The following is an 11,878-nucleotide window of genomic DNA, read 5'->3' as shown; positions in this document are numbered from 1 at the left end:
ACCCGGTATCCCTGGTAGGGCGCGAGAATCTCTTCGTCCCAGCGGCCGTAGAGCACGAGCCCACCGTCGTCGCGTGCCGTCCGCGCCACCTGCGCAGCCAGAGTGGTTTTGCCGATGCCGGGCTCCCCGCTGATCAGCGTGAGTACCCGGACCCCCGATCGAGCCCGGTCCCAGGCCTCCCGGAGCACGCGAAGCTGGTGCGTCCGGCCGACGAAGGGCGCGTCCGCCGCGTTGTCCAGCCAGCCCAGGTGCCGGGCGCCCGGCTGGTCGACGTCGTCGGCGTCAGCCGGTTTGCTGTCCGGAGCGGCCAGCAGCGAGGAGTCGGGGGTCCGCAACGGGGCGAACGTATCGGGGAGGCCGGGTATCACCAGCTGCCAGATCCGCTCGGCCCGATCGAAGTCCTTCAGCCAGTGTTCGCCGAGATACCGGACGTCGAAACCGGTGGACAGACCGTCCTCGACGAGCGAGTGCGTGGTCTCCGACAACAGCACCTGACCGCCGTGTCCTGCGGAACACAGCCGGGCGGCGCGATGCACTCCGAGCCCGACGAAACGGTCGGTCCACGGGGTTGGTTCGGTGGTGTGGATGCCCATTCGCACGCGGATCCGGGCGTCGGCCGGCCAGGCGTGGGCCGCCAGGGCGTGTTGAGCCGCCACAGCCGCGGCCACCGCGTCCTTGGATGTGCGGAATTCGATGAAGAACGAGTCACCCTGGGTGTCGATCTCCCGGCCGCCAGTGATGTCGAATGCGTGACGCTGCAGACGCTGGCAGTCGGCCAGGATCTCACCGTAAAGATCACCAAACTGGCGGACGAGCCGGGTCGAACCCTCGATGTCGGTGAACAGCAAGGTCACCGTGCCCGTGGATGTCGGGTTCGGTCGGGCCCCGGGCTCACGCGGAGCTGGAGGTTCCGCGGGTTGAGTGGCTGCGTCACGGCTGGCGACCAGGCGCATCCGCGGGCCGGGCTCCGTGCCGGCCTCGTCCATCGCAAGCGGTCGGCCGGCAGGGCCGGCGGCCGTGTTGGCGGCGGCCACCTCGCACCCCCTTCGATTGCCCGGGGCCTTCATTGGCACGAAGGCCGGTGGTTGTTCGCTTTTGGTCCGCGTCGCCTTTTCAGGGCCGGCGACCCTGAAAAGATCACGATTTCGGCACCTTCGGCTCGTTGGCACTTCGGGTGCAGCTCGGTGGCTCAAGCCCGTCCCGGGATATCAAAACATCGGCGGGGAACGTGCGGGTAACCAGGGGTCCTCATCGGGGCCGCGCGGATCTGTCGGGTCGCTCCGCCGCGCGATGGGACTTCAGACCCCGGTGTGAAAAGAGCCATGATCGTACGGCCTCGGTCAACCGGCGGGATCGCTGCGAGGAATTACCGGACGTCGCTGTTGGTGTACAAATGAGCTCCTGCAGCCCGGGTTTTTTCCGATCCGGTAATCGAGCTGGTGCGTTTTGTGGTCACCTTCGGTCCTTCTTGCGTGCTTCGGATGCGGGACGTCGCTGCGCGCTGGCTGGGGCCGCTGGGGCGGCTGGGGCCGCTGGGGCCGCGTGGCGGTGGCGCTCGAGTCCCGACCGGCACCGGTCCTCGCCCATTCCCGTCGCTCGTCGCTCGTCGTCGCTGGTCATTGCCGGTCGGTTGCGGAATTCGAATTCGTTGTCCGTGTTTTGGCGTTTGGGGCTGACGTCGACGTTACGGGCGGTGTCGTATTGTCGTGAAAATAGGATCTCGTCCGGTGGTGCGAAGCGGGGAGCCACACCGGGTCGACGCGGAGAATCGTTTCAGATCGGTGCCGCGGGCCGTCTTGTGTAAGGCGACGTGTACGGTCTGTTCTGACGGGATGCGCTGCTTTTGGTCGTACATATTCGGTTACCGCGCGTATCGCGTTGCGGCCGGTCGTGTGCCGGAGCCGCCCATCCCGTGGTTCCGGCCACGATCAAAAATGGGTCCAGGTCGCCTGGATGTGGTGCGATCATGGTATTTTTCGCATCTTCGTGCTCGAGGTGGGAGCCACCTTTCGAGTGTGTGTCGCGCCACAGGGTGGCGGTCGGCGGGTCATCATACCCGGATCGGGGGATCGAGCTGCAGTGGTCAGCTGGGTGAGCGATGATGTGACCCGATGGACGCGAAGGTTCGGCGTGACGCGCCGGGCGCGTCCTTGACCGCCGCGTTGCGCGTCCCTACTGTCCGGTCCACGGTTGGAAGTTGACATAACATTAACCGTCTAGCTGACGGTGAAGGTTGAAGCTCATCAGCCGTTCCCTGCTCCAACCACTCGGCGCCGCCTTCCCCGCCGCACCGGGCGGCTGGGGCATGTCCCCCGTCCGCCCACCGATGCCGCTGGAGGACCGACACCGCATGGCAGCTCCTCAGAACTACCTGGCGGTGATCAAGGTCGTCGGGATTGGCGGTGGCGGCGTCAACGCCGTCAACCGCATGATCGAAGTCGGGCTCAAGGGCGTCGAGTTCATCGCGATCAATACCGACGCCCAAGCCCTGCTGATGAGCGACGCCGACGTCAAGCTTGACGTCGGCCGAGAGCTCACCCGAGGACTCGGCGCAGGTGCCGACCCAGAGGTCGGTCGCCAGGCTGCCGAAGATCACCGCGAGGAGATCGAAGAGGTCCTCAAGGGCGCCGACATGGTGTTCGTGACCGCTGGGGAAGGCGGTGGCACCGGCACCGGCGGCGCGCCTGTGGTGGCCAATGTCGCCCGGTCGCTCGGCGCGTTGACCATCGGTGTCGTCACCCGCCCGTTCACGTTCGAGGGGCGCCGCCGGGCTACCCAGGCGGACGCGGGAATCGACGCCCTGCGCAACGAAGTCGACACGCTCATCGTCATTCCGAACGACCGGTTGCTGGCGATGACGGATCGTGACATCAGCGTGCTGGACGCGTTCCGCAGCGCCGACCAGGTCCTGCTCTCCGGTGTCCAGGGCATCACCGACCTCATCACCACACCCGGTCTGATCAACCTGGACTTCGCCGATGTCAAGACCGTCATGTCGCATGCGGGCAGCGCGTTGATGGGTATCGGACGCGCCCGTGGGGACGATCGCGCCATCGTCGCGGCCGAACAGGCCATCGCCTCGCCTCTCCTGGAGGCCAGCATGGACGGTGCCCAGGGCGTGCTGCTCAACATCTCGGGTGGCTCCGATCTCGGCCTGTTCGAGATCAACGCCGCGGCCGAGCTGGTCGCGGACGCCGCCCACCCCGAAGCGAATATCATCTTCGGTGCGGTGATCGACGATGCCCTCGGCGACGAGGTCCGGGTCACGGTCATCGCCGCGGGCTTCGACACCGTCCAGGACCGCCGGACTCGCGGTCTGGCGAGCACCCGCCGGCCCGGCAACGGTCAGTCGGGTGCACCCGGGGCCGCCGGTGCGGGTACCGCCGGAGCGTCCGGAGCCCCTGCCATGACGTCGGGCACGAGCTCCCCCTCGTCCCCGACGACGCCGTCCACCTCGCCGACGACGGTCGGGTCGCCGCCGATTTTCGCCCCGTCGACGCCGCAACCCCGACCGGTTGCCGCGGCACCGCAACCGGCGCACACACCGCCGCCCGCGTCCGCGCCGAACCCGCAGCCGACCTATTCCTCGCCGGCCGCCTACAACCCCCAGCCGACGTTCGCCCCGTCCCAACCGGGTCAGCCGCGGACGTCGGCTCCCGGGCATGTGGCGGACGTGTCCGACGACCGGGACTACGGCAACGACGGCTCGTCGTCTCGACGCGACGGCGCCGAGTCCGGTGCTGATCAGGGCTACCCGCCGTATCGGGAGCCGCGGGAGGGCCATCGGCCGAGCTATCCGGCGCCGCGGCGGCCGGTCCGGCCGGTTCCCGAGGATGACGACGAGCTCGACGTCCCCGACTTCCTCAAGTAAGAGCGCTCGGCAAGTAGGAGTGCCCGGCAGCAGGGGCGTGGATCAAGGAGCGGGGCTGGGGTGCGTAGATCGCGAGGCGGCGGAGGAGGCACCGGAGGTGTTGGGTGTCGACCGACGGAGCCGGGCTACCCGTCCATCGCGCAGCGATGGACGGGTAGCGATGGACGGGTAGCGATGCGGCGAGCTGCGCGCCCCGGCCCCGCGCGCGACGCCGCGTCCCCGTTGCCGGTCGCTCTGAGAGGGCCCGGGACGGCGCTGTGAGCGGTTCTGGCGGCCCTGACCCGGTGTCGGCGTCAATGGGTGGCATCCCCGCCGGCGCGCGGGCGGAGCTGGCCGTGAGCGCCACTGGCGGGCGGCACGAGGATCTGCGGCTCAACCTCGCCGACGTCCGCGACCGGATTGCCGCCGCGGCGGCTGCGGCGGGGCGTGCCACCGGTGAGCTCACCCTTGTCGCGGTGAGCAAGACCTGGCCGGCGGCGGATGTCGTGGTGTTGTGCGGGCTGGGGGTCACCGACTTCGCAGAAAACCGTGACCAGGAGGCCCGCCCGAAGGTGGCGGATGTGACGAAGCACCTATTTGACAGCGAGGTTTCGGCTGCGTCCCCGCCGGTGTCCCCGCCCCGTTGGCATTTCGTCGGCCAACTTCAGCACAACAAGGCACGGTCGGTGACCAGATGGGCGCATTGGGTTCAATCGGTCGACCGGGCGTCGTTGGTTACCGCGCTGTCCACCGCGGCGGTCGTGCACGGTCGGGAGATCGTCGTCTGCCTGCAGGTGTCGCTGGACGGCCATGGCGTCGACGCCGGTCGAGGCGGTGCGCGCCCGGCCGAGATACCCGCCCTCGGCGACCTCGTGGCGGCCATGCCGGGCCTCGTCCTCGCCGGGGTGATGGGGGTTGCGCCACGTGATGTGCCAGCTCGCCCGGCCTTCGCCGGGTTACGTGAGGTTTCGGACGTGCTTCGGCGGGAGCATCCCGAGGCGTCGGTGATCAGCGCTGGCATGTCCGGGGACCTTGCGGACGCAGTGGCCGAAGGCGCGACACACCTTCGCATCGGGACGGCTTTGTTCGGTCAACGGCGTGGTGTCCCTTAGAGTCGCGCCCATGGGTGTCGCGCGCAGGGCGATGGTCTACCTCGGCCTGGCCGAGGAGGACGAAGACTACCTCGAAGACGAGTACGACGATGGCGGTCACGACGCCGGCCACGCCGATCGGCGTGACGACCGACGTGACGACCGACGTGACGACCGACGTGACGACCGTGAGCCCATGCCCGCGGAGCGGTCGGTTCGTCGTATTGATGCACGTGAGGAGCCGCCTGCGATGCCGCGTCGTCCCCCGGTCGAACAACTCCGGCCGACAGGTCCGGTCCCGATGCGCCGACCACCCGCGGCCGAGGAGCCGTCGCCTTATCGCATCACCACCCTGCAACCGCGCAGCTACAACGAGGCACGGCAGATCGGGGAGGAGTTCCGCGACGGGACTCCGGTTATCATGAATTTGACCGAGATGGATGACGTCGATGCCAAACGGTTGGTCGACTTCGCAGCGGGCCTGGTCTTCGGCCTGCGGGGGTCGATCGAGAAGGTCACCAACAAGGTGTTCCTGCTCTCGCCGCACAACGTCGAGGTCACCGAGACCGACAAGCGGCGCATCCGCGAGGGTGGCTTCTACAATCAGTCTTGATCATATGTCAACTGTCACCGGACCACGGTCCCCGCAGGCACAGGAGAGTCCGCCATCGGCGCACTTGGTGACGTGATCTCTGCGCTGCTGCTTGTCTATCTGCTGCTGATGATTGCGCGTGCAGTGATAGATCTTGTGCTCTCGATGAGCCACACCTTCAGACCCGCCGGAGTCCTGGTACTAGTCTTTGAGTCTGTGTACACAGTCACCGACCCTCCGTTGAGATTCGTCCGGCGGTTCATTCCTCTCCTGCGGGTGGGTAGCGTCGCGTTCGACCTCGGATTTTTATTGATCTTAATTGTGATCATGGTCTTGCGGAGACTCGCGGATGGCCTGTGACGAAGTCGCGGACACGGCGAACGCGCGCGGCAGACCGCCGCTGGACCGCCCTCTCCGGGGGAGCGGCAATGCCGCATCATGAGGAGGCGACGTGGCTCTGACACCGCAGGACGTGCAGAACAAGGTCTTCAGTCCGACCCGGTTCCGCACCGGTTACAACGAGGACGAGGTCGACTCCTTCCTCGACGATGTCGAGAGCGAGCTCACCAGACTTCTGGACGAGAACACCGACCTGCGTCGACAACTCGACGAGGCACGTCGCGCGGGTGGTGGCGGCGGCCCAGGTGTACCCGCCCAGATGCTTGAGGAGAACCAACAGCTGCGCCGGCAGCTGGAAGAGGCGCGGCGCCAGGTAGGCCAGGCACAGGCGCAGGCCGCACAGGCGGTTGCGGCCGCACAGGCCGCCCGCGAACGCCCCTCCGCAGCGCCGGCTGCGGCGACGGCGGTGATGCCGGCGGTGCCGGCGCCATCCCAGGCTGCGACGACCCGTACCGGCAACTCCCAGCTCGATGCCGAGATCGAACAGCGGGTGGCCCGCACACTCGTCCTGGCACAGCGTACGGCGGACGAAGCGTTGCGGGAGGCCCGCAACGAATCCGACCGGGCGCGGCGTGAAGCCCGTGCGGACGCCGACCGCATCATCGGAGAGGCCCGGGCGCACGTCACCGAGCAGCTCGGTGGCCTAGAGGACGACAAGCGCCGGTTGGAGGGCCAGGTCGAGCAGCTGCGCGCATTCGAGCGGGAGTACCGCACGCGGCTGCGCGCCTATCTGGAGATGCAGCTACGCGACCTGGACGGCATGCCGACCCAGCCGGCCGTCGGCCCGGGCGGCACCCCGCGGCCTCCGCTCAACCCCGGCGCCGGCGCACCGCCCCCGCCGCCGGCCGGGATCGCAGCCGGCTCACATCCGGCACCTGGTCCGGGTGCCACGTCGACGTTCCCACCTGGGCCGCCACTGGGCGCGGGAGCGATGGCACGGGGAAGTGACAACGGCGGCGTCCGCGGGCCCGACATGGAACCCGCCCGTCGGGACCCGAGCGGGCTCCAGGACTTCTAGCGACACTGCAGGACACTTCTAGAAACGCCTGACCGGCGGGAGCCTGGAGCGCCCGCCGTCGACGGTCAGCCGGCCTGATCAGCCAGGCTCAGCCAGGCTCAGCCAGGCTCAGCCAGAATGTCAGTCCGAGATCCGGCGCGGTGTGCCCGTCCCCACCGGCCGGAGTCGGCTCTGCGGTGTCGGCACCCGGGGTGGCCGGAGCCCCGGCGTGCTGCGTGAAGGTCACGGCGAGGATCTCGGCTGCCACGATGGAGCCGTGTTCCCGCAGCGCCTGCTCTGTTTCCGGCCTGTCCGCCGACCACCGGACCTCGACGCGGTCGGTGATGTCCAGGCCGGAGGTCTTGCGGGCATCCTGGAGGACTCGCACCACGTCCCGGGCGATGCCGGCGCGTTGCAGCGCGGGAGTGATCTCCAGATCGAGGGCGACGGAGAGGCCTGACTCCGAGGTCACCGCCCATCCCTCCCGCGGCGTCTCGGTGATGATCAGATCATCGCCGGCGAGGTCGAGCCGCTCACCGTCCACCTCGACCGTGAGACGACCGTCCACGGGTGGGCCGGCGGTGGCGATCGCAGCCGCGACCAGCGGGGTCCGCTTGCCGAACCGGCGACCCAGCGCCCGGAAGTTCGGCTTCACGGTCACGTCGACCACGTCGGCGGTGGCGCCCTCGACGGTGGTGACGTTGAGCTCCTCGGCAATCTGAGCGCGCAGGTCCGCGGGGAGCCCGGCGAACTCGGGCGTCGCCACGACCGCGCGGGCCAGCGGCTGGCGCGTCCGCACGCCGCTGCTCGCTCTGGCCGCCCGCCCGAGCTCGACCAGCCGGCGGACGAGGTCCATCTGGGCCGCCAGCCGCGCGTCCACGAGATCACCCGACGCCGCCGGCCAGCCGGCCAGGTGGACCGAGTCCGGGGCCTGCGGTTGGACGCCGACCACCAGTTTCGACCACAACGCGTCGGTCAGGAACGGGGTGAACGGGGCCATCAGCCGGGTCACGCCGTCCAGGCAGGCGTAGAGGGTCTCCATGGCGTCCGGATCGGCGTCCCAGAAGCGTCGCCGGGAGCGTCGCACGTACCAGTTGGACAGGTCGTCGATGAACCGGGCCAGGCGTCGGCCGGCCCGCAGCGAGTCGAAGGCGTCCAGGGCTTCGGTGACCTCCGTGATGGTCGCATGTAGTTCCGAGTACGCCCAGCGGTCGAGCACGGGCCGCGTGCGCGGGTCGGACGCCGCAGCGCGCCCCGGTGCCCAGCCGCCGGCATTGGCGTAGAGGACGAAGAACGACGCGGTGTTCCAGTAGGTCAGCAGCACCTTGCGGACGATGTCCTCAAGGGCCTCGTGGCCGACCCGGCGGTCCGACCAGGGTGACCCGGCCGCGAGCATCAGCCAGCGCACCGCGTCCGCGCCGTGCCGGTCGAACAGCTCGAACGGGTCCAGCACGTTACCGATGTGCTTGCTCATCTTGCGGCCCTCGGCGTCCAGGAGCAGGCCCAGACACAGCACGGTCTCGTAGGCGGAGCGGTCGAACACCAGCGTTCCGACGGCCATCAGCGTGTAGAACCAGCCGCGGGTCTGGTCGATGGCCTCGCAGATGTACTGCGCCGGGTACTGGCCCTCGAACTGCTCGCCGTTGCGGTGTGGCGCTCCCCATTGGGCGAACGGCATCGCTCCGCTGTCGTACCAGACGTCGATCACCTCGGGGACGCGCCTGGCCACGGCCGAACAGGTCGGGCAGGCGATCGTCACGTCGTCGACGAACGGCCGGTGCGGATCCAGCGCGGACAGGTCACGCCCGGCCAGGGACGACAGTTCCAGCAGCGATCCGACGCAGGTCAGGTGGGTCGGATCGGCTGTACAGCGCCAGATCGGCAGTGGCGTGCCCCAGTAGCGGTTGCGCGACAGTGCCCAGTCGACATTGCCGCGCAGCCACTCGCCGAACCGTCCGTTCTTGATTCTTTCGGGGTGCCAGTCGGTGCGCTCGTTTTCGGCCAGCAGCCGGTCGGCGATCGCGGTCGTCCGGATGTACCAGGATGGCAGCGGGTAGTAGATCAACGGTGTGTGGCAGCGCCAGCAGTGTGGATAGCTGTGGGTGTAGTCCTGCGCCCGCCACAGCACTCCACGCGCGCGCAGGTCGTCGACGAGGGTCGCGTCCGCGTCCTTGAAGAACACCCCACCTACCAGCGGCGTGCCGGCGACGAACCGGCCGTCCCGACCCACCGGGTTGACCACGGGCAGGCCGTAGGCGCGAGCGACCGCGAGGTCCTCCGCGCCGAAGGCCGGGGCCTGGTGGACCAAGCCGGTACCGTCGGTGGTGGTGACGTAGTCGGCGAGTACCACCGAGTGCGCGGGCGTGGCGCCCGCGGCCGTGGCGCCGAAATCCGCCGGCGGCAGCAGCTCGAACGGCCGGGCGTAGGTCACGCCGGCGAGATCGGCTCCCTGCACGGTCTGGACGACCTCGGCGTCCGGCCCCACCGCGGCACCGAGCAGCGGCTCGGCCACCAGCACCAGCTCGCCGGCACGCCCGCCGGCCGCGGTCCGGGCGACCACATAGGTGACGTCGGGATGCACGGCGACCGCGGTGTTGGACACCAACGTCCACGGGGTCGTCGTCCAGACGAGCAGGCTGACACCCGCCTCGCCCAGCGGGCCGGCGGTCACCGGGAAGCGGACGTAGACCGAGGGGTCGACCACGTCGGCGTAGCCCTGGGAGACCTCGTGGTCGGACAGGGGCGTCTCGTCCCGCGGGCAGTACGGGGTGACGCGATGGTCCTCGACGAGCAGCCCCTTGTCGAAGATCTTCTGCAGGGACCACCAGACGCTCTCGATGTAGGGGGTGTCCATCGTGCGGTAGGCGTTGTCCAGATCACACCAGTAGCCCATGCGCTCGGTCATCCGGGAGAAGTCCGCGACATGGCGCAGCACCGACTCGCGGCAGCGGGCGTTGAACGCGGCGATACCGAAGGCCTCGATGTCACTCTTGCTGGTGAAACCCAGTTCCTTCTCCACGGCGAGCTCCACGGGCAGGCCGTGGCAGTCCCAGCCGGCGCGGCGCGGGACGTGGAAGCCCCGCATCGTGCGGTACCGGGGGAACAGGTCCTTGAAGACCCGGGCTTCGACATGGTGGGTGCCCGGTTTGCCGTTGGCGGTCGGCGGACCTTCGTAGAAGATCCATTGTGGCCCGTCCGCGGTCGCGTCCAGCGAACGCTGGAAGACCTTCAGGTCCGTCCAGCGACCGAGGACCTCGCGTTCGAGGGCGGGCAGGTCGACCTGGGTCGGCAGCGGTGGGAAGGCGGGCTGCGCGTCCCCGGGTGTCTTGTGATCAGGCGTCTCGCGGTCGGGCATGGTGTGTCTCCGTCGGGATCAGGCTCCAACGGAGGGACGACACCCCGCGGTACCCGGCGTGTCGCCGGGGCGCGGTGGTACCGCGGTACCACCCTCCTTGCCGTTCGGGACGCCGGTGTGCGGCGGCCTGGACGACCACTCGTCGCGCGCGGTACCGGATCTACTGGGGGCGGGGGCGCCCTGTTCTTCCGGCAGCTCGGGGGTGATCTTCACGACGCGCTGGCCGCCGGGCTTCCACCGTCCCCGGTTCGCTCGACGCCCGTCACCGGCCGTCCTTGGCTGCGCCCGCCGTTACTCGTCCCGTCGTCGCCGTCCGCTGCAACCAGCGTAGTGGATGCTGCGGCGTTCGCCGTCACCTGCCGGCACTCGTCGGCCGATGATGATGATCGGTGTGCTCCTCGCTGTGGTGGTCTGCGTGGTGCTCAGCGTGGTGCTCAGCGTGGTGGTTGTGATGGTCTGCGTCACCCGGGCCGGGTGCCTGTGTGTGGGGGACCGCCTGGCGCCGTGGCTGGCGGACCGGTCGCCGTGACGGCCGGCGTGATGGCCTGCGGGGCGCGGGCACGTAGGTACTCGCGGAGTCGCCGCGCAGTAGCCGCATCGGCCAGTAGACGGCGCGGACCAGACCGGTACAGCGACGCAGTGACACCCCCAGCGCGCGGGTGCCCAGCGGTCCCCGGTAGCGGTCGACCTTGTGGACGCGGGTGTGGCAGTGGTGGCAGATGGGGACCAGATCGCGGTTGGACTCGTGGCCCGAGCCGGCCCGGAAGTAGTCGACGTGGTGCGCGTGGTAGCCGATGCCGGCTGGTCCGTCCCGCCACGGCTTCCCGCAGATGTGGCAGGGACGCTTGCCGGTTTCGGCGAGCCACCGCCGTCGCCTGGCCCGCCACTCGGGACCGCCCACATACTCGCCGTGACTGTGGTAGCCGTTCAGTCGCAGCGTGATGTGGAACCGTCCGCGTTCGATCCAGCGGTCCACGTGCCCGGCGACGCTGAGCGCCACGCAGACGCCCAGAACCATCCCGATCCACTGCAGTGTCCGCCCGGACGCCAGCCGCCACCACTGGTCCGCCGTTGTCTGCGCGATGCCCCACAGGGCACCGAAGGCGTTCGCCACTGTGCTCACTCGCTGCTCACTCGTCCCCCACCATCGTCGCCAGCCATCGTCCCCGACCACGTCGTCCCGATCGTAGTGACGATTATGTTCCGTTCTGTCCGCCGACGTGGGTAACCCGCCGCTTGGCCGCGGCGGCCAGGCCATCGGGACCCGGCCACGGGCTCGTTGGAACTCTGCTTCGGTGGGCGTCAAGGCCGGCCGCCCTGCCGTCCGCGGTGGACGTGACTGCGACGGATCTGTCGCCGTCATCCTGGACCAGGTATCATGTGGAAAGATCCCTGTCCGACAAAACACCGGCTGGATGCAACGGAGGTGTGCGTTGGCTGTCACGCCTCTCGTCAATGCTGTCACACATCTCGTCAGTGTTGAGGGAATCGGTGATGTCGGGGTCGATGACATTGCCGCCGATTTTCTGAACCGCGCCGGGCCGATGTCGCCGATGAAGCTCCAGAAGCTGGTGTACTACGCTCAGGCATGGCA

8 protein-coding genes are annotated in these 11,878 nt (G+C 69.0%); 5 read left to right on the top strand and 3 right to left on the bottom strand.

The features are described 5' to 3' along the window. Positions 1-1,034 (bottom strand): adenylate/guanylate cyclase domain-containing protein (locus U9977_RS02480; protein ID WP_322747507.1); only part of this gene is annotated, 1,034 nt, incomplete at its 3' end. 1,316 nt (positions 1,035-2,350) lie between these two features. Between U9977_RS02480 and ftsZ the strand changes: the two genes are divergently transcribed. The 5 genes from ftsZ (at position 2,351) to U9977_RS02455 (ending at position 6,950) form a co-directional block, all read left to right on the top strand. Continuing rightward, positions 2,351-3,871 (top strand): cell division protein FtsZ, encoded by a 1,521-nt coding sequence (gene ftsZ, locus U9977_RS02475; protein WP_322747510.1) that lies wholly within the window; start codon positions 2,351-2,353, stop codon positions 3,869-3,871. Between the two features lie 257 nt (positions 3,872-4,128). Further along, entirely contained in the window at positions 4,129-4,962 is an 834-nt protein-coding gene (locus U9977_RS02470) for a YggS family pyridoxal phosphate-dependent enzyme (RefSeq protein WP_322747506.1), read from the top strand. A gap of 10 nt (positions 4,963-4,972) precedes the next feature. Then, on the top strand, positions 4,973-5,554 hold the full coding sequence (locus tag U9977_RS02465; RefSeq protein WP_322747505.1) for a cell division protein SepF: 582 nt from the start codon (positions 4,973-4,975) through the stop codon (positions 5,552-5,554). A gap of 84 nt (positions 5,555-5,638) precedes the next feature. After that, a complete protein-coding gene (locus tag U9977_RS02460; RefSeq protein WP_322747509.1) occupies positions 5,639-5,893 on the top strand; it encodes a YggT family protein in 255 nt (84 codons plus the stop codon). A 91-nt stretch (positions 5,894-5,984) separates the two neighbouring features. Beyond that, on the top strand, positions 5,985-6,950 hold the full coding sequence (locus U9977_RS02455; RefSeq protein ID WP_322747504.1) for a DivIVA domain-containing protein: 966 nt from the start codon (positions 5,985-5,987) through the stop codon (positions 6,948-6,950). An 88-nt stretch (positions 6,951-7,038) separates the two neighbouring features. Here U9977_RS02455 and ileS read toward each other — a convergent pair whose 3' ends face one another. Then, positions 7,039-10,284, bottom strand: a complete 3,246-nt coding sequence (gene ileS / locus U9977_RS02450; RefSeq protein WP_322747503.1) for an isoleucine--tRNA ligase — start codon at positions 10,282-10,284, stop codon at positions 7,039-7,041. Positions 10,285-10,636: 352 nt separating this feature from the next. Continuing rightward, positions 10,637-11,407, bottom strand: a complete 771-nt coding sequence (locus U9977_RS02445) for a hypothetical protein (protein WP_322747502.1) — start codon at positions 11,405-11,407, stop codon at positions 10,637-10,639. Between the last annotated feature and the right edge of the window lie 471 nt (positions 11,408-11,878).

The organism is Protofrankia sp. Cas8 (genome assembly GCF_963555845.1).
Taxonomy (GTDB): Bacteria; Actinomycetota; Actinomycetes; order Frankiales; family Frankiaceae; genus Protofrankia.
The sequence above is the reverse complement of the archived record's forward strand: the minus strand, read 5'-3'. Positions and strand labels throughout refer to the sequence as shown.

Excerpts from the sequence above, each read along its gene's own strand:
- ftsZ (WP_322747510.1), top strand. The coding sequence starts at position 2,351 with ATGGCAGCTCCTCAGAACTACCTGGCGGTGATCAAGGTCGTCGGGATT.
- U9977_RS02465 (WP_322747505.1), top strand. The coding sequence starts at position 4,973 with ATGGGTGTCGCGCGCAGGGCGATGGTCTACCTCGGCCTGGCCGAGGAG.
- ileS (WP_322747503.1), bottom strand. The coding sequence starts at position 10,284 with ATGCCCGACCGCGAGACGCCTGATCACAAGACACCCGGGGACGCGCAG.